This window comes from Spiribacter curvatus (genome assembly GCF_000485905.1).
GTDB lineage: Bacteria > Pseudomonadota > Gammaproteobacteria > Nitrococcales > Nitrococcaceae > Spiribacter > Spiribacter curvatus.
Genome location: NC_022664.1, coordinates 332,044 through 352,424, shown reverse-complemented (window position 1 = coordinate 352,424; position 20,381 = coordinate 332,044). Strand labels below are relative to the sequence as shown.

The following is a 20,381-nucleotide window of genomic DNA, read 5'->3' as shown; positions in this document are numbered from 1 at the left end:
CCTGTTATTGCTCTAATTGCTGCTCAAGGGCACTCACCACCGCTTCGGCGGTCAGCCCCATATGTTCATAAACGGTATCACCAGGCGCTGAGGCGCCGAACTCACGGAGCCCGACCAGTCCTACCTCGTTGCCCACCAGCGCCCGCCAGCTGTCAGGGACGGCCGCTTCGACCGCGGCCCGGACACCAATCGCGGCCGGCAGGACCGTCTCGCGATAGTCGGTCGGCTGAGCGAGGAATCGCTCGAGGCATGGAACCGAGACCACCCGTATCGCGTAGCCCCGCGCTTCGAGTGCATCGGCGGCCTCGACGGCCATCCCCACCTCGGAGCCGCTCGCCATGACGATACCCTGCGGATTCACCGCCGGTTCGCGCAGTATATACCCGCCGCGGCGGATCCCCTCGATCCCGTCATTCTGCCGCGGCTGGTGGGGCAGCTTCTGGCGCGACAGGGCCATGGCGCTCGGGCCGTTGGTGCGGGTCAGTGCCATCTGCCAGGCGACCGCCGTCTCGGTCAGATCACAGGGCCGCCAGACATCAAGGTTGGGGATGAGTCGCAGGCTGGGGAGCTGCTCGATGGGCTGATGGGTGGGTCCATCCTCGCCCAGACCGATGGAATCGTGGCTGTAGACCAGGATGCTGCGCACGCCCATCAACGCCGCCATGCGAACCGCATTGCGGGCGTAGTCGGAGAACACCAGGAACGTCCCGGCATAGGGGATGAGTCCGCCATGCAGTGCCATCCCATTCATGATGGCGGTCATGCCGAATTCGCGGACGCCATAGGACAGGTAATTGCCGCCCGGGTCCTCGGCGCTCACCGCCGAGCAGTCCTTCCACCAGGTGTTGTTGGACCCCGTCAGATCAGCGGATCCCCCGGTGAGCTCGGGCAGATGCGGACCGAAGCCATTGAGCACCGCCTGCGAGTGCTTGCGGCTCGCATCATTCCCACCTTCCGCCTGGGCTTTCTCGATGAACGCCTGGGCATGCTCAGCGAAATGCGTTGGCAGCTCGCCCGCCATGCGGCGCTCGAAGTCGGCGGCAAGCTCGGGATGCGCCTCACGATAGGCGGCCAGCGTCTCTCGCCACTGCGCCTCGGCGGCGTTACCGCGGGCCCGGGCATCCCAGCGGTCATAGATCGCGTCCGGGATCTCAAATGGCGCGTGGGTCCAGCCGAGGAACTCGCGGCTTGCCTGTATTTCCTCATCGCCCAGTGGTGCGCCGTGAACGCCGTGGGTCCCGCAGACATTGGGCGCGCCAAAACCGATCGTGGTCTTGGCACAGATGAGCGACGGCCGGTCAGTCACCGCACGGGCCGTCTCGATGGCGGCCCGAACCGCCTCGGCATCATGACCGTCGACTTCCTCAACCACATGCCAGCCATAAGCACGGAACCGGGCGGGCGTGTCATCGGTAAACCAGTTCCGGACCTTGCCATCGATGGAGATGCCGTTATCGTCGTAAACCGCGATCAGTTTGCCCAGCCCCAGCGTGCCGGCGAGCGAACAGGCCTCGTGGGAGATCCCCTCCATCAGGCAGCCGTCGCCGAGGAAGCAGTAGGTGTGATGGTCAACCAATGGGTGCCCGGGGCGATTGAACTGACCGGCGAGGATATGCTCCGCCAGCGCCATGCCCACCGCGTTGGCAAGCCCCTGTCCCAGCGGACCCGTTGTGGTCTCGACACCCGGCGTGTCGCCCACCTCTGGGTGCCCGGGTGTCCCCGACCCGAGGTGTCGGAAATGCCGCAGGGCATCCATCGGCACGTCATAACCACTGAGATGCAGCAGCGAGTAAACGAGCATCGAGCCATGGCCGTTGGAGAGCACGAATCGATCGCGATTGGGCCAGTGCGGATTGGCTGGATTATGCCGGAGGTAGTCATTCCAGAGGACTTCTGCGATGTCCGCCATTCCCATAGGGGCACCCGGATGACCGGACTGGGCAGATTGAACAGCGTCCATGGACAGGGCGCGGATGGCATTCGCGAGTTCGCGGCGAGTGGGCATGGGGCGGTTTCTCCGGCGCAGCGGCAATGGATGGAAGGCCTCAATTCTCCAGAACTTCCCGCATGCAGGCAACCAACGGTACACTTCTGGGCTAATCAGTGTTCGAACCACAGGGAGCGAACGGCCAAGCATGGGCAGTCAGTACCTCTTCACATCGGAATCGGTCTCGGAAGGCCATCCGGACAAAGTCGCCGACCAGATCTCCGACGCCATCCTCGATGCAATCCTCAAAGACGATCCCGCGGCGCGGGTCGCATGCGAGACCCTGGTCAAGACGGGCATGGTCATTGTCGCCGGCGAGATCACGACGTCGGCCTGGATCGATCTGGAGGATCTGGTCCGTCGCCGCATCGTCGATATCGGCTATAACAGCGCCGAGGTAGGATTCGACGGCGCGACCTGCGCGGTGCTGAACGCGATCGGCAAGCAGAGCCCCGACATCAACCAGGGCGTGGATCGCGAACTGCCCGAGGAGCAGGGGGCCGGCGACCAGGGCATGATGTTCGGTTATGCCTGTCGCGAGACCGACGTCCTCATGCCCGCACCGATCACCTACGCCCATCGTCTCGTCAAGCGCCACAGCAACGTGCGGCGCAGTGGCGTCCTGCCCTGGCTGCGGCCAGACGCCAAATCGCAGGTCAGTTTTGTCTACGAGGACGGTCGCCCGGTGGCGGTGGATACCATCGTGCTCTCGAGCCAGCATGACGACAGTGTCTCGCAGGCCGACCTGCGGGAGGCGATCATGGAAGAGGTGATCCGACCGGTCATTCCCGCCGAGTGGATCAGCGACCGGACGCGGTTTTTCATCAACCCGACCGGTCAGTTCGTGATCGGCGGCCCCGTCGGCGACTGCGGGCTCACCGGGCGCAAGATCATCGTCGACACCTATGGCGGCATGGCCCGGCACGGCGGCGGGGCGTTCTCGGGCAAGGATCCGTCCAAGGTCGACCGGTCCGCGGCCTATGCCTGCCGGTATGTTGCCAAGAACATCGTTGCGGCAGGGCTGGCGGACAAATGCGAGATCCAGGTGGCATATGCCATCGGTGTCGCCGAGCCGATGTCGATCTCCATCGATACCTTCGGCACTGGACAGATATCGGAGACGCGGCTGGTGGAACTTGTGCGTGAGCACTTCGATCTACGCCCATACGGAATTCTGCGGATGCTGGATCTGGTTCGACCCATCTATCAGCCCACCGCAAGCTTCGGCCATTTCGGCCGCGAGGAAGAGACGTTCACCTGGGAGCGCACTGATCGGGCGGACAGCCTGAGAGACGCCGCCGGGTTATAGCGCTAACCCAATCGCCCGGGCATCGAGGAGCGCTGCACCACGCCAGATGACAGGGTGGGAGGCTCGATGCCGGGGTTTCAACGAACAACGGCGCTCAACCGCAACACATGGAGTCAACCCATGAACGCTGTCGTTGAGACTAAGCTTTCTGGATCGATCATCGCCGACGCGGGCCTGGCCCCGTTTGGCCGTCGCGAAATGGATATCGCCGAAACCGAAATGCCCGGCCTGATCGCCCTGCGCGAGAAGTATGCCGGTGAAAAACCGCTGAAGGGCGCCCGCGTGGCGGGATCGATCCACATGACCATTCAGACGGCGGTCCTGATCGAGACCCTCGAGGCGCTGGGCGCCGAGTGCCGCTGGGCGAGCTGCAACATCTACTCCACTCAGGATCATGCCGCCGCGGCCATCGCTGAGAATGGCACGCCGGTCTTTGCCTACAAGGGTGAATCGCTGGAGGATTACTGGGAGTTCACCCACCGGATCCTCGAGTGGCCCAACGGCGAGCCGAACATGATCCTCGACGACGGCGGTGATGCCACCCTGGCCGTCACGCTGGGGGCCCGGGCCGAACAGGATCCCTCGGTGCTGGACAATCCGGACAGCGACGAGGAACGCGCCCTTTTCGCCGCTATCCGTCGGCGCCTGCAGGAAAATCCTGGTTTCTATGCGCGCACTCAGGCCGCGATCAAGGGCGTGACTGAAGAGACCACGACCGGTGCCAAGCGGCTGTATGAAATGCAGCAGACTGGCGAGCTGCCCTTCCCGGCCATGAACGTCAACGATTCGGTCACCAAGACCAAGTTCGACAACCTCTATGGCTGCCGCGAGTCACTGGTGGACGGCCTCAAGCGCGCTACCGACGTCATGATCGCCGGCAAGATCGCGGTGGTGGCCGGCTACGGCGACGTCGGCAAGGGCTGTGCACAGAGCCTGAAGGCACTGGGCGCCAGCGTCTGGGTCACCGAGATCGACCCGATCTGCGCGCTGCAGGCGGCGATGGAAGGCTACCGCGTGGTCACCATGGAAGAGGCGGCTGATAAGGCTGATATCTTCTGCAGTGCCACCGGCAACTACAACGTGATCAACCACGATCACATGAAGGCCATGAAAAACGAGGCCATCGTCTGCAACATCGGGCACTTCGACAACGAGATCGACGTGGCCGGACTGCGTCAGTATGAGTGGGAGAACATCAAGCCGCAGGTCGACCACATCCGCTTCCCCGACGGCAAGAAGATCATTCTGCTCGCCGAGGGCCGTCTGATGAACCTGGGTTGCGCCACCGGTCATCCGAGCTTTGTGATGTCGGCGAGCTTCACCAACCAGGTGCTCGCCCAGATGGCGCTGTTCAACAACGACGGCAGCTACGAGAAGAAGGTCTACGTGCTGCCGAAGGACCTCGACGAGGAAGTGGCCCGCCTGCACCTCGAAAAGATTGGCGCCCAGCTGACCGCGCTTCGTAAGGACCAGGCCGATTATATCGGTGTCACTGTCGATGGTCCGTTCAAGCCCGAGCACTATCGCTACTGATCCCGCAACCCGCCTGCATGTAACAGGCATTCCGCCGGTCGGAGAGGTCATCGACCTCCCCGACCCGGCGATCCGACATATACAGGCCCGTCGACTGCGAAGCGGTGACGGGCTTGTGCTTTTTGATGGCACCGGTGGCGAATACACCGCCCGCATCGAGACGCTGCAAAAGCGCCGCGCGCAGGCGCGGATCGAGGCCTTCTCGGCCCGCGAGGCCGAGGCTCCGGTCGGTGTCACCCTCCTGCAGGGCATCAGCAAAGGTGAGCGCATGGACTACTCCATGCAGAAGGCCACCGAGCTGGGCGTTGCGCGCATCATCCCGGTCATCAGCGCCCGCTGCGTGGTCCGGCTTGATGCCGAGCGCTGGGCCAAAAAGCAGCGCCACTGGCAGGCCGTGGCGGTGGCCGCCTGCGAGCAGTGCGGCCGCAATCGCATTCCACCGGTGGAAAAGCCCTGCGCGCTGGACGAGGCCCTGGCCACCGTGTCCGGCCTGCCCGGCGTCATCTTTGACACCGACGGTGACCGCGCCGCGCAGGACCTCGAACCCACCACCGAGCTGGCGACCCTGATCGGCCCCGAAGGCGGGCTGGCGCCCGAAGAAATCCAGCGCGTCACCGAGTGCGGCTGGCAGCGCATCCGCCTGGGCCCGCGCATCCTGCGCAGCGACACCGCCCCAGTCGCCGCGCTCGCGGTCATCCAGACGGTTATCGGGGATCTGGGGTAGCGCTCCGACCGGCGATCATGGCGTTGAACTGACTGACTCGCGCTGCGGATCATCCAGCTCCACGCCACCCAGCGGTTCGATACGGCGACGGATTGCCTCATAGAGCGATCCCGCCTCGGCATCGTCACTGGTCAGGGCAACCCGCAGGATGTCCCGGGCTTCATCCTCCATGGAACGACCATGCACAGCCGCCTGAATGCGCAAGCGGCGCTTCAGTGCTTCATCCAGATGACGAATTGTCATTGCCGCCATGACACATCCCATTTTGCGATCAATGAGTGCAAATTATTCTTTGATACAGAGGTAAGCAAGGCGCGGGCGACGCATTCGCAGTGATGGCTTATACTGCGCGCCTGCCAAAGGAGTGCCCGCTATGCCCTACCGCCTCGGCGTTGTCATGGATCCCATCGAAGGGATCACCCCGTACAAGGACACCACGCTCGCCATGCTGCTCGAAGCGCAGCGGCGCGGCTGGACGGTCCACTACTACACCCTGGCCGACCTGTCCCTGCGCGACGGGGTCGCCTACGGGGACGGGGCCGAGCTGACGGTGCGCGATGACAATCACGACTGGTTCAGCCTGGGCGAGCGCCGCGAAGCCCCCCTCGACCAGCTCGATGCCCTGCTCATGCGCAAGGACCCACCGGTGGACAGCGCCTTTGTCTACGCAACGCATATCCTTGAGGTTGCGGAACGCGCCGGCGTCCGAGTCATCAACCGCCCCGCCGGGCTGCGCAAAGTGCAGGAAAAACTCGCCATCGCCCATTTCCCACAGTGCTGCACGCCCACCGTCGTGGAAATGAAAGCTGCACCCCTCAAGGCCTTCATCCACGCGCAGGGGCAGGCGGTCCTCAAGCCGCTCCACGGCATGGGTGGCGAGGCCATCTTCGTGGTCCGGGCCGGCGATCCGAATACCAGCGTGATCATCGAGCAGCTCTCCGAACGGGGCACCCGGTACGTCATGGCGCAGCGCTATCTGCCCGAGATCAGCGACGGTGACCGGCGCATCCTGGTGATTGATGGCCGACCGGTTGACTTCGCACTCGCTCGCCTGCCCGCCGCTGGCGAGAGCCGCGGCAACCTGGCCGCCGGTGGTCGCGGCGTTGCCCGCGCCCTGACCGATCGCGAGCGCTGGATCGTCGAGCAGGTGCGACCGCTGCTGATCGAGCAGGGGATCCTGTTTGCCGGTCTGGATGTCATCGGGGGCTACCTCACCGAAGTCAACGTCACCTCGCCGACCTGCGTGCGCGAGATTGACACCCAGCAGGGCACGAATATCGCCGGCGAGCTGTTCACCGCCATCGAGGGGCAGCTGAGCGGCGATCGCTGATCATTCATGGAAGATGCCGCCCTGGTCCGTGATCGCCTGGTGATGGCGGTATTGCTGTCGGCACTGGTGCACCTGATCGTGATTTTCGGCCCCTTCGGACCCAATGCCCTGTCCTCACCCCGGATCGAGACGCGGGAACCCCTCGAGCTGGCCCTCAGGACCGCTTCAACAAGCCGGCGTTCATCGCTACGCCTGATAACCGGTGCCGCACCCGAGTCCTGGCAGGCGGAACCGACCTCCAGCACCCGTCAACGGTCGGTCGATGGCACCCCGGATGACGCACCGACAGCACGCTATCTGCGCGACTGGATCGTGCATACCGAGACCATCGGCAATCGGGAATATCCGCACGAGCTGATTGAGGCCGGCATCACCGGTCGGGTGATCATGGCCATTTCGCTGGATGCGGACGGCCAGATCGTCGGGATACGGATCATCGGCGGCAGCAATCATTCGGCCCTTCGCGATGCGGCACGCGCGCTGGTGCGCGACGCCGCCCCTTATCCTGCGGTGCCGCCGGAGGTGCTGCAGGGCAATGATGAACTGATCATCACCCGCACCTGGTCATTCGGCGAGGAACAGTCATGAGTGACACTTATCTGGGATTCGACGCCGGTGCCAAACGCCTCGGCATCGCGGTTGGCGAGGCCATCACCGGTCACGCACGGGCGCTGTCGGTGCTTGACTGCGACCAGGGCATACCCGACTGGCCAGCACTCGAATCGCTGATCCGTGAGTGGCGCCCCCGCGCACTGATCGTCGGCATCCCACGTCACGCCGACGGCAGTGCCTCGCACAGTACCCGCCTTGCTGAGCGTTTCGCAGGGGAACTGGCGCGACGGACCGGCTGCAGTGTGCATCGCATCGACGAGCATCTATCGAGTCATGAGGCGCGGAGCGAGCTGCGGGGGCGCGGCCACCCGGCAAAGGTGATCGATGCCGAGGCGGCGCGTATCATCCTCGAGACCTGGTTGAGTGAGCAGAGCCCGTGAAGATAGATCTACCTGACATCGAGCCCCTACTGGCGGCCCTGACCGAGCGTGTTGCGGCACTCGCCGAGGCTGAGGGCCCATCGCGGTGCACACTGGTCGGTATCCACCAGGGCGGAGCCTGGCTGGCACAGGCCCTCCAGCAACGGCTTGGCTGGCAGGATGCGCCGGGCACCCTGGATATCGCGTTCTATCGCGACGACCTGACGCGTGGCGGCCTACCCGATGCCGTGCGGCCATCGCGGATGCCGCTCGATATCGATGACCGCATCATCATCCTGGTCGACGACATCCTCTACACCGGGCGTACCATCCGCGCCGCGCTGAACGAGCTATTCGATTATGGGCGTCCAGCGGCGGTGCGACTCGCCGTCCTACTCGAGCGCTCCGGCCGCCAGCTACCGATTGCTGCGGACATCGTTGCCGCACCCATCGATCTGGCGCCGCGCCAACGGGTCAAACTGCGTGGACCCGATCCGCTGCATCTGGTGATCGAGGAGGCAAGCCCATGAGTGTGCAGCTCAACGAACATGGCGAACTCCGTCACTTTCTCACCACCGAAGGCCTGGATCCGCAGCTGCTGACGCGTATTCTCGATACCGCCGAGTCGTTTGCTGGGGTCATCGGCAAATCGATCAAGACCGTTCCGCTGCTGCGCGGCCGGACGGTGGTCAATCTGTTCTTCGAGTCGAGCACACGCACACGGACCACCTTCGAGCTCGCGGCCAAGCGCCTCTCCGCGGATGTGCTCAACGTCGCGGTGGATACCACCGCCACCAAAGGTGAGAGCCTGCTCGATATGCTGCGCAACCTGCAGGCCATGCAGGCCGACATGTTCGTCATCCGCCACGATCAGAGCGGCGCAGCGGAATACTTTGCCCGCCATGTCGATCCGGGCGTGGCGGTTCTCAACGCGGGTGACGGCTGGCATGCCCATCCCACCCAGGCGATGCTCGATGCCTACACGATCCGCCAGCAAAAGGGGGCATTCGAGCCACTTCGCGTGGCGATTGTCGGAGATATCCGCCACTCCCGCGTGGCGCGCTCACAGATTCATGCGCTGAACGGCCTCGGCGTCGGCGAGATCCGGGTCATCGCCCCGAACACCCTGCTGCCTGCCGACGTGGATACCCTCGGCGTCCAGGTCTATAACGACCTGGGCGCCGGACTGCGGGATGTGGATGTGGTCATCGCCCTGCGCCTGCAGCGCGAGCGTATGCAGGGGGCCTTGCTACCCGGCGAATCGGAGTATTTCCGCCATTACGGTCTGACTGAATCCCGCCTGCGCGCCGCCCACCCGGAGGCGATCGTCATGCACCCGGGTCCCATCAACCGCGGCGTGGAGATCGACTCCGAGCTGGCGGACGGGCCGCGCTCGGTCATCCTTGATCAGGTCACCAACGGCATCGCGATCCGCATGGCGATAATGACCATGGTGCTGGGTGTTCAACCCGAAACCCCGCGGGAGGCCACATGAGTCGTATCCTCATTCGTAACGGCCGGTTGCTCGATCCGGAAAGCGGACTCGATGAGGTGGGCGACATCGCGATCGCGGATGGCCGCATCGTCCAGCTCGGTGGCCGGATCGATGATTTCACCCCCGAAAAGTCCGTGGACGCTACGGGACGCTGGGTCATCCCGGGACTGATCGACCTGAGCGCGCGGCTACGCGAACCGGGGGCCACCCGTAAGGCGGATATCGCCAGCGAGAGCCACGCCGCGGCCGCCGCAGGCATCACGACGCTGGTGATGCCACCGGACACACACCCGGTCATGGACAGCCCGTCGGTCGTCGAACAGGTGACCCATCGGGCCGATCATGCCGCCGGGGCGCGGGTCGTGCCACTCGGAGCCCTGACCGTGGGACTGGCCGGCGAGCAGCTCTCCGGCATGGCCGGGCTGGCCGCGGCCGGCTGCCCGGCGGTCGCCGACGGCGGTCGTCCCATTCAGGATTCACTGGTATTGCAGCGGGCCCTCGACTACGCCTGTACCTTTTCGCTCCCGGCACTGCTAACGCCCGTGGATCCGTGCCTGGCAACCGGCTGCCTGAACGAAGGGCCAACCGCGACACGGCTGGGTCTGCCCGGCATCCCCGCCGCGGCGGAGACCGCCGGCCTCGGCCGTCAGTTGGCGGTCGCCAGCGCTGGCCGGGCCCGAGTCCATTTCGGTCGGCTGTCCAGCGCCGAGGGCGCACGTCTTCTGACCAGTGAGCTCGGCGAGAACCGTCACCTAACCGCGGATGCGGCGATCCATCAATTGTTCCTCACTGATCAGGACGCGATGGAGTACGATTCCCGCTTCCATCTCGACCCACCGCTTCGTGACATCGTCGATCGCCAGGCGCTTCGGCAGGCCGTTGCCGATCGGGTGATCCGTATCATCTGTTCAGACCATCAGCCCCATGATCAGGACGCCAAGGATGGCCCGTTCGCGAGCACCTCGCCCGGTGCCAGTGGCATCGACACGCTCCTGCCATTGGTGCTCCGTCTGGTTGAGGATGAAGTCCTGTCCCTGCCGCGTGCGCTCGCCACGGTCACCGTCGAGCCAGCCCGGCTGTTGGGACTTGAGGGCGGCCGTATGGCAGTGGGCGGTGCCGCCGACCTTGCCGTCATCGATCCCGTCTCGCCCTGGTTCTGCACCCGGGAGACACTGCGCAGCCGCGGTCACAATTCGCCGTTCCTGGGCTGGGAATTCAGCGCCCGCGCTACGCATACACTGGTCGCCGGCCGGCTGGTGCATCGACCCGACGAGGCATGACACCGGCGCGACTGATCGACGCAACGCCGGTCGTGGATGACTGGTGGCTGCTCCGCATCGAGTGGACTGCCGAGCCACCCGCGCCCGGGCAGTGGCTGTGGCTGGATATCAATGGCGAGCGTTGCTGCCTGCCGGTGCGTGATGCGGATACCCGCGAGGGATGGCTGGCGGGCATCCTCCCCGGCGCTCGACTGCCACAGGGACTGCGGCCGGGCCTACCGGTGACCGTATCATTCCTGCAGGGACAACCGATCCAGACAGACGGTGATGACCGGCTGCTGATCGTCGGCGTGGATCTTGGCGTTGGCCCGGCCATTGCTCTGGCCGAACGCCATGCCGAGCGGACGCGGCTGGCACTGCTCGGCGGGGGATATGGCATCCCTGGCCGTCTGGTCCCGTCACGATTTTTCATTCCGGCGCTGGCGGATGTCGCAATTGCCGGCCTGACGGCGCTGGAACAGGCTGGCGTGCCGGCTCGGGTTGCCCTCAACGACGACCGGCCGGGCGTGCATACGGGTAGCGTCCTCGACCTTCTGGGGCGCTATCTGAGTGACACACCCGCGGAGACGCGTCAGGCGCTGCGGCTCATCGCCTTCGGACCCTGGCACAGCCTGCATCCGTTCCGCGATGGACTGGCAGCGAGCATCGGCGCGGTGGAGTGGGTGGAGTTGCCGGTTACAAACCATTGATGATGGGCCGCACTGAGCCGACATTCGACGCCGTGACACCTCCGGCCGTATCATTTCCCCATGACGACAACCGAGCATGATGACATTGCCCGGCGGCTGGCCGCCGTACGCCAGCGAATCCGCGATGCGGAGGCCGCTTATGATCGTGAAACCGGCAGTGTCGAGCTGCTCGCGGTCAGCAAGCGCCAGCCGGTCTCGGCCCTGCGCACGGCAATCGCCCAGGGGCAGCATGCCTTTGGCGAGAATTACCTCCAGGAGGGGGCGGAGAAGCGCGAGGCACTCGCCGGCGAGCCGATTGAGTGGCATTTCGTCGGGGCGATTCAGTCGAACAAGACCCGGGCCGTTGCCGAGGGATTCGACTGGGTGCATACCGTCGATCGGCTCAAGATCGCGCGGCGCCTCTCGGAACAGCGCCCCGACGGGCTACCGCCACTGCAGTGCTGCCTGCAGGTCAACGTCAGCGGTGAGGCGAGTAAATCCGGCGCCGAGCCGGCCGAGGTGCGGGCGCTGGCGCATGCCATCGCCGCCCTCCCCAACCTCCGCCTACGCGGCCTGATGACCCTGCCCGAGGCAGTCACCGCGTTTGATGCCCAGCGCGCCGCATTCCGGCAGCTCAGTGAGCAGCAGACCGGGTTGATCAATGACGGGCTGGCACTCGATACCCTGTCCATGGGCATGTCCAACGATCTGGAAGCGGCGGTGGCCGAGGGGGCGACGATGGTTCGCCTGGGTACGGCCGTTTTCGGACCCCGACCGGAGAAACCGTCTTGAGTGAAAACACCATCGCCTTCATCGGTGGCGGCAATATGGCCCGCAGCCTGATCGGTGGGCTCATTGCCGATCGCCACCCAGCCGTCGGCCTGCGCATCGCCGAGCCTGATGCCGAACGTCGCGACGCCCTGACCCGGGATTTCGAGGTTCAGGCCTTCGAGGACAATGCCACGGCGATCCGCGGTGCCGATGTCATCATGCTGGCGGTCAAGCCGGCGCGCATCGCCGATGTCGTCCGCGAGCTCGCGCCCCATATCCGCGACCAGAAAAGCCTCGTGATCTCGGTGGCAGCGGGGGTGCGTTGTGCCGACATCGATCGCTGGCTGGGCGGCGAAAGCCCGGTCGTGCGCGCTATGCCCAATACGCCGGCACTGGTGCAGACCGGCGCGACGGCGCTCTATGCCAATGAGCAGGTCACCGACGAGCAGCGCGACCTCGCCGAGACCATTCTCCGCGCTGTGGGGATGGTCGTGTGGCTGACCGACGAGCGGGACATGAATGCCGTCACGGCGATCTCCGGCAGCGGTCCCGCGTATTTCTTCCTCACGATGGAGGCGATGCAGGCGGCCGGTGAGTCAATGGGTCTGGATGCGAGAACAGCGCACCTGCTGACCCTGGAGACCGCACTGGGGGCGGCACGCATGGCACTGGAGAGTCACGAGGACGTCGACGAACTCAAGCGCCGGGTGACCTCCCCCGGTGGCACCACCGCTGCCGCCATCGGCGAACTGGAGGGCGGCGATCTGGCCGGTCTTTACCGCCGGGCGCTGCAGGCTGCCGCCCACCGCGCTGACGAGCTGGGTCACGAACTGGGAGATCAGTAGCCATGGGACCGGGTTACCTCGCCAATCCCCTCGCCTTTCTGGTGGACACGCTTTTCAGCCTGTACATCATGGCGGTCATGCTGCGGTTCCTGCTGCAGTGGTCGCGGGCGGATTTCTACAATCCGCTCTCGCAGTTCCTGCTGCGCATCACCCAGCCCGTGTTGCAGCCATTGCGTCGATTCATTCCCAGCTGGGGAGGCATCGACATCGCGGCGATCGTGCTGATGATCATCCTCCAGATCATCGCGTTGAGCCTGCTGATGACCATCGCTGGCGTGACACCGCGGGTCGACTATCTGCTGCTGCGCACACCGGCGGAGCTGATCAGCCTGCTGCTCAATGTCTACCTGATCGCCATCGTGGTCCGGGCAATCCTCTCGTGGATCAGCCCCAATGACTACAACCCCGCAACCACCGTGCTGCTGGGTCTCACTGAGCCGGTCATCCGTCCGTTCCGTGCGGTCCTGCCCGATCTCGGCGGGATCGACCTGTCACCCCTGGCGGCGATTGTCGCCATCCAGGTGGTGAAGATGCTGGTACTCCCCCCGCTCGACCGGATCGCACCCGGGCTGATGATGTAGCGATGACAGCGCTGGCTGAGGAGAGATCGGTCGGGGTCATCACCCCCCAGACGGTGCATTTTGACGAGCCCCTGGCGCTGGACTCCGGGCGGGTTCTCCCGGGCTATACGATCGCCTACGAGACCTACGGTGAACTCAACGCCGACGCCAGTAACGCCATTCTTGTCTGCCACGCGCTGTCGGGGAATCATCACGCAGCGGGCTATCACAGCCACGACGAGCGTAAGCCCGGCTGGTGGGAGGCCTGCATCGGACCTGGCAAGCCGCTCGACACCAGTCGCTTTTTCGTTGTCTGCAGCAACAACATCGGCGGCTGTCACGGTTCCACCGGCCCAACCTCGGTCAACCCCGAGACCGGCGAGCTCTATGGCGCTGATTTCCCGCTGGTGACAGTGCGCGACTGGGTGCGCAGTCAGGCCCGTCTGGCTGATCATCTGGGCGTTGAACGCTGGGCCGCAGTGGCGGGCGGCAGCCTGGGTGGCATGCAGGCCCTGCAGTGGGCCATCGATCAACCCGAGCGCTTGCGGCATGCCGTGGTGATTGCCGCGGCGCCGCGACTGTCCGCTCAGAACATCGCCTTTAATGAGGTCGCGCGACAGGCGATCCGTTCCGATCCGGACTTTCAGGAAGGTCGTTATGCCGTCACCGGCGATCGACCCCGTACCGGTCTGATGCTGGCGCGGATGCTCGGTCACATCACCTATCTCTCGGAAGCGGCCATGGGCGAGAAATTCGGGCGCGACCGGCGGGGTACACCCGGTGGCTATCGCTACAACTACGATGTCGAGTTCGAGGTCGAGAGCTATTTACGCTACCAGGGTCAGTCGTTCGTGGATCGTTTTGATGCCAACACCTATTTGCTGATGACCCGGGCGCTGGACTACTTCGATCCGGCGGCGGCCCATGATGGCGACCTATCAGTGGCACTGAGCGGGGTTACGGCACCGTTTTTCGTCGCCTCGTTCACCAGCGACTGGCGCTTCCCACCAGCGGCGAGCCACGAGATTGTCCGTGCGCTGCTGGACACCGACAAGCGGGTCAGCTACGCCGAGATCCGCGCCAATCACGGACACGACGCCTTTCTCATGCCGGTGCCGCGCTATCGCGAGGTATTCACCACGTACATGCAGCGGGTCGCCACGGAGGTCGGGGTATGAGTCCACTGCGCTCGGATCTCGAGATTGTCGCCGGCTGGGTGAGTAGCGGAGATCGAGTGCTGGACCTGGGCTGTGGCGACGGCCGGCTGCTCAGACATCTGTTCGATCGCCGTCAGGCCACCGGCTATGGCCTGGAGATCGATCCCGCGGGCATCACCCAGAGCATCGCCAATGGCATCAATGTCATCGAAAGCGATATCGACGAAGGGCTCTCCGATTTCGATGACAATGCCTTCGATCAGGTCATCCTCACCCAGACACTGCAGGCCGTGCAGCGTCCCGATCAGCTCCTCTGGGAGATGCTGCGGGTGGGCCGGACCGGGATCGTCACGTTCCCCAACTTCGCCTACTACCGCCTGCGCTGGCATCTCGCGGTCAAGGGACGTATGCCGATGAGCCATGCGCTTTCCTATGCCTGGTACGAGACACCCAACATCCATTTCTGCACCATCCACGACTTTGAGGCACTCTGCGAGCAGCTGAGTATTCACATTATCGAACGGCGCGTGTTATCTCATGACTACAAACGCCCATTAATGGCGCGCTGGGTTCCCAATCTATTCGGAGAGGTCGCGCTGTACCGGATCTGCCGGGCCTGAAGGAGACTGAACATGAGTCACTACGCTCATCGCATCACTGCCTGGATGACAACCCTGTTGCTCGCCTTCCCGATGATCGTCAATGCGCAGCAGTCGGATCGTTTCGGTGAGTACGAGATCCACTACAGCGCCATCCCCACGGGCATGCTCAACGAACGGGTCGCCCGTGAATACGGCATCGTGCGCAGCCGCACCCAGGGTATGGTGATGGTCACCATCCTCCGCAATGGCGAGGCGGTCTCCGGTCGGGTGGACATCCTCGCCCGTGACGAGGACGACGAGCTGACCGAAATCGGCGCCCAACGTGTCCGCGAGGACGGCTGGGTCTCCTATGTCGGTACCTTCCCGATCGAGGCCGGCGATGCGTTCACTTTCGAGATCGAAGTCAATCCACATGCCGGTGGCGAGGTCTACCCAGTGGCATTCCAGCAGACCTTCTACCCGGGAGAGTGAGCGACGTGTCGACCTGGTTGATCAGCCACAGCGATTGCCTCCACCACGATACTGGCAGCAATCATCCGGAGCGGACCGAGCGGCTCGAGGCGGTCCTCGCGGCGCTCGACACGCCCGGATTCAACGACCTCCAGCGCCACGAGGCGGAAATGGCGTCGCGAACAGCGCTGGAGCGCGCCCACGCCAGTGACTACATCGACGCCGTCATGGCCGCCATCCCCTCCAGCGGTCATTCCCAGTTCAACGCCGACACCACGCTGTCGCCGGGATCTGGGGATGCGGCCTTGCGTTCGGCCGGCGCGGCGATCCAGGCCGTGGATGCAATCCAGAGCGGCGATGCGCGGCGGGTTTTCTGTGCCACACGGCCGCCGGGGCATCACGCCGAACCCGACGAATCGATGGGCTTTTGCCTGTTCAGCAACGCCGCCATCGCGGCTTTGCATGCGCAGGCCGTCCACGGGATCCAACGCATTGCGGTGGTCGACTTCGACGTCCATCACGGCAACGGTACTCAGGCGATATTCACCGGGCGCGAGGGGCTTTTCTACCTCTCCACCCATCAGTACCCCCTGTTCCCGGGGACCGGCAGCCGCAAGGAGAATCGGTCCGGCAATATCCTCAATATCCCCGTGCCGGACGGTACAGGGTCGGCGGACTATCGCCAGCAGTTCCACTGCGAGGCGATTTCCGCACTCATCGATTTCGATCCCGAGCTGCTGATCATTTCGGCAGGGTTCGATGCCGCCATCGAGGATCCGCTGGCGGGGCTCGCGTTGACGACGGATGACTTTGCCTGGATCACCGACGAGTTGGTCGCGGTGGCCAACTACTGCTGCGGCGGACACATCTGCTCACTGCTCGAGGGCGGATACGACCTCGACGCCCTCGCCAGAGGGGCAGCCGCGCATGTCGGCGGACTCATGAAATAGGTCTTGACAGAACCGGTTGTGCACAGCGCAAGACTCGGTAACCGCGTCGCAGCGCGGTAACTGCCTGACATCAGTGGATAAATAATAACTCATTGTTTTTGCTGGTTATTTTAAACTGGTCAAGGATTCGCCAATTTGTGAAGAGCCCCGACAGCAGGGCATTTACGCCATTCATCCCCGTGTTCCTCCACAAACTTGTCCACAGGGTCTGGGGACAACAATCACGGCCGGTGCGGCATCGCCAGATATTCGTGGGAGCGCATCTCCTGGAGCCTCGAGACAATGCGGCGGAACTCGAAATGCAGGTGTCTTCCCCGATACAGCCACTCGACATCCGCCGTGGCGGAAATGATCAGCTTGACCCCCCGGTCGTAGAACTCATCCACCAGCGAGGCGAACCGGCGGGCCGCATCCTCCCGCTCACGATCGAGGATCGGTAAGCCGGAGAGGATGACAGTGTGGAATCGACGGGCGATCTCGACATAGTCATCGGCACTGCGCGGGCCTTCGCACAGGTCGGCGAACCGACACCAGAGCACTCCATCACCGAGCGCGCGCACCGGGATGTCGCGCTGATTGATGGATAACTCGGGCGTGTCATGATCGCGCTCTGGACACATCCGCTCGAAGGTCTTTGCCAGCGCCGCCTCGGCGCGATCGTCCGCCGGGACATGATAGATCGGTGCACGGCTCAGCAGCCGGAGGCGGTAGTCGAGCCCACCATCGACATTGATCACCTGTAGGTGGCGCTCGAGGAGATCGATCGCTGGCAGGAACCGATCGCGCTGGAGACCATCCTCGTAGAGCCCGGCGGGAGCGATGTTCGACGTCGCCACCAGCGTCACCCCTTCCTCGATCAGACCATGCAGCAGGCCAGACAGGATCATGGCATCGCCGATATCGCTGACGAAGAACTCGTCGAAGCACAGTACCCGCAGATCCGCCGCCCATTCCGCGGCCAGGCTGCGCAGCGGATCAGGCTGCTCACGCAGCCAGCGCAGACGCTGGTGCGCCGATTGCATAAAGCGGTGAAAGTGCACACGCCGCTTGCCGATCGACGCCGGCAGGCATTCATAGAAGGTGTCCATCAGGTAGGTCTTGCCACGACCGACGCCGCCCCAGAGATATAATCCCGGAATCGCATCGCTCGACTCGCCGCGGCGACGGCGCCACCAGCCGCGCCACCCCGTCGGCCGCGGCGGTTGCGCCAGCAGGGACGCATGCAGCGCATCCAGCGCCTCGACCGCGGCGCGCTGCGCTTCATCATCGACGAAATCCCCACCGGCCAGATCGGCCTCATAGCGGCTGCTTGGCGTGGTCACCGCCTGTGCCTGCCCTTTCGCTTGAGTCAATGACAGAGTATGCCATCCCGATGGCTCCAGACGATGACTCAGGGCAATTGCCAGCCGCTCTGGAGTTTCGTATTTTCACGATATACTGCTGGTTTCATCACTCAATCAAGGACTGGAAATGGCCGATAATCGCCGTAGCCGCGCCGTCACCCAGGGACGCGCCCGTACCCCCAATCGCGCGATGATGCGGGCCGTTGGCTTTACCGACGAGGACTTCGAGAAACCCATCGTCGGTGTCGGGAATGCCCACAGCACGATCACGCCCTGTAACATCGGCATCGGTGCGCAGGCCGAGCGCGCCAGTGACGCCCTGCGCAATGCCGGTGCCATGCCGGTGAGCTTTGGCACGATCACCATCTCGGATGGCATCTCCATGGGCACCGAGGGCATGAAGTACTCGCTGGTCTCGCGTGAGGTCATCGCCGATTCCATTGAGACCGTCTGCAACGGCCAGAGCCTTGATGGCGTCCTCGCCACCGGTGGCTGCGACAAGAACATGCCCGGGGCGATGATCGGCATCGCCCGGCTGAATATCCCGTCGATCTTTGTCTACGGTGGCACCATCAAGCCGGGCCACTACAAGGGCGAGGACCTGACCATCGTCAGCGCCTTCGAGGCAGTGGGCCAGTCCGCCGCCGGGAACCTCTCGGACGAAGACCTCAAGGGCGTGGAGATGAACGCCTGCCCGGGGGCCGGCTCCTGCGGCGGCATGTTCACCGCCAACACCATGTCGAGCGCCTTCGAAGCGATGGGCATGAGTCTGATGGGCTCGAGCACGGTCTCTGCAGTGGATGACGAGTCCCGCGAGGTCGCTGCTCAGGCCGCTGACGTACTGGTCGATGCCATCCACCACCAGCGCCTGCCGCGCGACATCATGACCCGACCGGCCATCGAGAACGCGGTGAGCGTGGTCATGGCGCTGGGCGGATCGACGAATGCCGTGCTGCATCTACTCGGCATCGCCAATGCCTGTGAAGTGGATTTCTCCATCGATGATGTCGAGCGTATCCGCCAGCGCGTCCCGGTCCTCTGCGATCTCAAGCCCTCCGGGCGATTCGTGACCAGTGAGTTCCACGACGTCGGCGGGACACCGCAGGTCATGAAAATGCTGCTCGCCAGGGGCCTGCTGCATGGCGACTGCATGACCATCACCGGTCAGACCATCGAGGAGCTGCTCACGTCTGTACCGGCCAATGCGCCCGCCAATCAGACCGTTATCCGCGACTTCGATAACCCGGTGTATGCCGAAGGCCACCTGGCGATCCTGCGCGGCAACCTGGCCCTCGAAGGTGCCGTCGCCAAAGTCAGCGGAATCAAGAAGCGCCGTATCGAGGGTCCAGCCCGGGTGTTCGATTCCGAGGAGCTCGCCATGGAGGCGATCCTCAACGACAGCATTCAGGCGGGCGACGTGGTCATCATCCGCTATGAGGGGCCGAAGGGTGGACCGGGCATGCGTGAAATGCTCGCGCCCACCTCCGCGATCATTGGCCGCGGGCTGGGCGACGCGGTCGGCCTGATCACCGATGGACGGTTCTCCGGCGGCACCTACGGTATGGTCGTGGGGCATGTGGCACCGGAAGCGGCCACCGGCGGCAATATCGGCCTCGTCGAGGAAGGCGACACGGTGATCATCGATGCCGATGAGAACCGGCTTGAGGTCGCGGTCAGTGATGAAAGGCTGGCTGAACGCCGCGCCGTCTGGAAGCCGCGACCGCCGAATTACCGTCGCGGTGTCCTCGGCAAGTTCGCGCGGCTGGTGAGCTCGGCCTCCTACGGCGCCGTGACCGACAAGGACCTGTTCGAAGACTAACCCTCGGCGATGCGCCGCAGATCCGCCGCCATCGCGGTCACACTATCGCTCGGGCGGAATAACGCCCGGGCGTCACCCTCCGCGTCGAACACATACATCGCACTGGAGTGCGAGACGTTGTAGTCACCGAACTCATTGGGCTCGTCATAGCCAAAAGTGGCCCGATAGCGCTTGGTGAGTTCACGCAGTCGTTCAACTGACGCTGTCGCGCCCGTGACCCGATCGCTGAAAAAGCTCGTGTAATCCGCAAGACGCTGGGGGGTATCCCGCCCGGGATCCACGGACACGAACAACACCTGCAGCGAGGCATCCAGATCCTCACCCGCTGCCTCGGTGGCCGCCGTCACCCGCGCCATCGCCGTGGGACAGACATCGGGACAGTGGGTAAAACCGAAAAAAACCACCGTGGGCGCGCCCCGCATGTCGGCGGCGGTGAGGGTCTGCCCGGTCTCACTGGTCAGGCGGAACGACAGATCCGGCAGCAACCCCTCGATCCCTTTGGTCTGATAGCCACGACCGCCACAGGCGGTCAGGGCAAAGGCCACCACCACGAACAGGGCGCAGCGCGCGATCCGGCTCATTGAACG

At 64.3% G+C, this 20,381-nt stretch carries 22 protein-coding genes and 1 riboswitch; of the genes, 18 read left to right on the top strand and 4 right to left on the bottom strand.

Going from position 1 to position 20,381, the window contains the following annotated elements:
* Positions 1–4: 4 nt before the first annotated feature.
* Positions 5–2,005: a transketolase gene (gene tkt / locus SPICUR_RS01735; RefSeq protein ID WP_041381580.1), complete on the bottom strand. Its 2,001-nt coding sequence runs from the start codon at positions 2,003–2,005 to the stop codon at positions 5–7.
* A 130-nt stretch (positions 2,006–2,135) separates the two neighbouring features.
* On the opposite strand from tkt, the gene metK reads away from it, so the two are divergent.
* The 3 genes from metK (at position 2,136) to SPICUR_RS01720 (ending at position 5,553) form a co-directional block, all read left to right on the top strand.
* Positions 2,136–3,296 (top strand): methionine adenosyltransferase, encoded by a 1,161-nt coding sequence (metK, locus tag SPICUR_RS01730; RefSeq protein ID WP_023365428.1) that lies wholly within the window; start codon positions 2,136–2,138, stop codon positions 3,294–3,296.
* An 18-nt stretch (positions 3,297–3,314) separates the two neighbouring features.
* A riboswitch (S-adenosyl-L-homocysteine riboswitch) is annotated at positions 3,315–3,399 on the top strand.
* A 17-nt stretch (positions 3,400–3,416) separates the two neighbouring features.
* Complete coding sequence (ahcY, locus tag SPICUR_RS01725; RefSeq protein WP_023365426.1) at positions 3,417–4,829, top strand: adenosylhomocysteinase; 1,413 nt, start codon at positions 3,417–3,419, stop codon at positions 4,827–4,829.
* Complete coding sequence (locus tag SPICUR_RS01720) at positions 4,795–5,553, top strand: 16S rRNA (uracil(1498)-N(3))-methyltransferase (RefSeq protein ID WP_077176298.1); 759 nt, start codon at positions 4,795–4,797, stop codon at positions 5,551–5,553. The genes ahcY and SPICUR_RS01720 overlap by 35 nt, the downstream gene beginning before the upstream one ends.
* 15 nt (positions 5,554–5,568) lie before the next feature.
* Here SPICUR_RS01720 and SPICUR_RS01715 read toward each other — a convergent pair whose 3' ends face one another.
* Positions 5,569–5,805, bottom strand: coding sequence for a FitA-like ribbon-helix-helix domain-containing protein (locus tag SPICUR_RS01715; RefSeq protein WP_023365422.1), 237 nt, complete (start codon positions 5,803–5,805; stop codon positions 5,569–5,571).
* A gap of 121 nt (positions 5,806–5,926) precedes the next feature.
* On the opposite strand from SPICUR_RS01715, the gene gshB reads away from it, so the two are divergent.
* From gshB to SPICUR_RS01645, 14 genes are read left to right on the top strand one after another with little or no spacing between them, the layout of a single operon-like run.
* Entirely contained in the window at positions 5,927–6,883 is a 957-nt protein-coding gene (gshB, locus tag SPICUR_RS01710) for a glutathione synthase (protein ID WP_023365420.1), read from the top strand.
* A 6-nt stretch (positions 6,884–6,889) separates the two neighbouring features.
* Positions 6,890–7,471, top strand: a complete 582-nt coding sequence (locus tag SPICUR_RS01705) for an energy transducer TonB (RefSeq protein ID WP_023365418.1) — start codon at positions 6,890–6,892, stop codon at positions 7,469–7,471.
* Entirely contained in the window at positions 7,468–7,875 is a 408-nt protein-coding gene (gene ruvX, locus SPICUR_RS01700) for a Holliday junction resolvase RuvX (protein WP_023365416.1), read from the top strand. Before SPICUR_RS01705 ends, ruvX begins: the two co-directional genes overlap by 4 nt.
* A gap of 2 nt (positions 7,876–7,877) precedes the next feature.
* Positions 7,878–8,384 (top strand): bifunctional pyr operon transcriptional regulator/uracil phosphoribosyltransferase PyrR, encoded by a 507-nt coding sequence (gene pyrR, locus SPICUR_RS01695; protein ID WP_041382004.1) that lies wholly within the window; start codon positions 7,878–7,880, stop codon positions 8,382–8,384.
* Entirely contained in the window at positions 8,381–9,349 is a 969-nt protein-coding gene (locus tag SPICUR_RS01690) for an aspartate carbamoyltransferase catalytic subunit (RefSeq protein WP_023365412.1), read from the top strand. The genes pyrR and SPICUR_RS01690 overlap by 4 nt, the downstream gene beginning before the upstream one ends.
* Positions 9,346–10,629, top strand: coding sequence for a dihydroorotase (locus SPICUR_RS01685; protein ID WP_023365410.1), 1,284 nt, complete (start codon positions 9,346–9,348; stop codon positions 10,627–10,629). The genes SPICUR_RS01690 and SPICUR_RS01685 overlap by 4 nt, the downstream gene beginning before the upstream one ends.
* On the top strand, positions 10,626–11,318 hold the full coding sequence (locus tag SPICUR_RS01680) for a hypothetical protein (protein ID WP_023365408.1): 693 nt from the start codon (positions 10,626–10,628) through the stop codon (positions 11,316–11,318). Before SPICUR_RS01685 ends, SPICUR_RS01680 begins: the two co-directional genes overlap by 4 nt.
* 60 nt (positions 11,319–11,378) lie before the next feature.
* Positions 11,379–12,089 carry a YggS family pyridoxal phosphate-dependent enzyme gene (locus SPICUR_RS01675; RefSeq protein ID WP_023365406.1) on the top strand — a complete coding sequence of 237 codons (711 nt, stop codon included), beginning with the start codon at positions 11,379–11,381 and terminating at the stop codon, positions 12,087–12,089.
* Positions 12,086–12,913: a pyrroline-5-carboxylate reductase gene (gene proC / locus SPICUR_RS01670; protein WP_023365404.1), complete on the top strand. Its 828-nt coding sequence runs from the start codon at positions 12,086–12,088 to the stop codon at positions 12,911–12,913. The genes SPICUR_RS01675 and proC overlap by 4 nt, the downstream gene beginning before the upstream one ends.
* Positions 12,914–12,915: 2 nt before the next feature.
* Complete coding sequence (locus SPICUR_RS01665) at positions 12,916–13,494, top strand: YggT family protein (RefSeq protein ID WP_023365402.1); 579 nt, start codon at positions 12,916–12,918, stop codon at positions 13,492–13,494.
* Between the two features lie 2 nt (positions 13,495–13,496).
* On the top strand, positions 13,497–14,651 hold the full coding sequence (gene metX, locus SPICUR_RS01660; protein ID WP_023365400.1) for a homoserine O-succinyltransferase MetX: 1,155 nt from the start codon (positions 13,497–13,499) through the stop codon (positions 14,649–14,651).
* Positions 14,648–15,250, top strand: a complete 603-nt coding sequence (gene metW, locus SPICUR_RS01655) for a methionine biosynthesis protein MetW (RefSeq protein WP_023365398.1) — start codon at positions 14,648–14,650, stop codon at positions 15,248–15,250. The genes metX and metW overlap by 4 nt, the downstream gene beginning before the upstream one ends.
* A 12-nt stretch (positions 15,251–15,262) precedes the next feature.
* Entirely contained in the window at positions 15,263–15,703 is a 441-nt protein-coding gene (locus SPICUR_RS01650; protein ID WP_023365396.1) for a DUF4426 domain-containing protein, read from the top strand.
* Positions 15,700–16,632 (top strand): histone deacetylase family protein, encoded by a 933-nt coding sequence (locus tag SPICUR_RS01645; RefSeq protein ID WP_023365394.1) that lies wholly within the window; start codon positions 15,700–15,702, stop codon positions 16,630–16,632. The genes SPICUR_RS01650 and SPICUR_RS01645 overlap by 4 nt, the downstream gene beginning before the upstream one ends.
* Before the next feature lie 221 nt (positions 16,633–16,853).
* On the opposite strand, the gene zapE is transcribed toward SPICUR_RS01645, so the two are convergent.
* Complete coding sequence (gene zapE / locus SPICUR_RS01640) at positions 16,854–17,984, bottom strand: cell division protein ZapE (protein WP_041381576.1); 1,131 nt, start codon at positions 17,982–17,984, stop codon at positions 16,854–16,856.
* A 118-nt stretch (positions 17,985–18,102) separates the two neighbouring features.
* Between zapE and ilvD the strand changes: the two genes are divergently transcribed.
* On the top strand, positions 18,103–19,794 hold the full coding sequence (gene ilvD / locus SPICUR_RS01635; protein ID WP_023365390.1) for a dihydroxy-acid dehydratase: 1,692 nt from the start codon (positions 18,103–18,105) through the stop codon (positions 19,792–19,794).
* On the opposite strand, the gene SPICUR_RS01630 is transcribed toward ilvD, so the two are convergent.
* Positions 19,791–20,375, bottom strand: a complete 585-nt coding sequence (locus tag SPICUR_RS01630) for an SCO family protein (RefSeq protein WP_041381999.1) — start codon at positions 20,373–20,375, stop codon at positions 19,791–19,793. The genes ilvD and SPICUR_RS01630 overlap by 4 nt on opposite strands.
* Positions 20,376–20,381 lie beyond the last annotated feature (6 nt).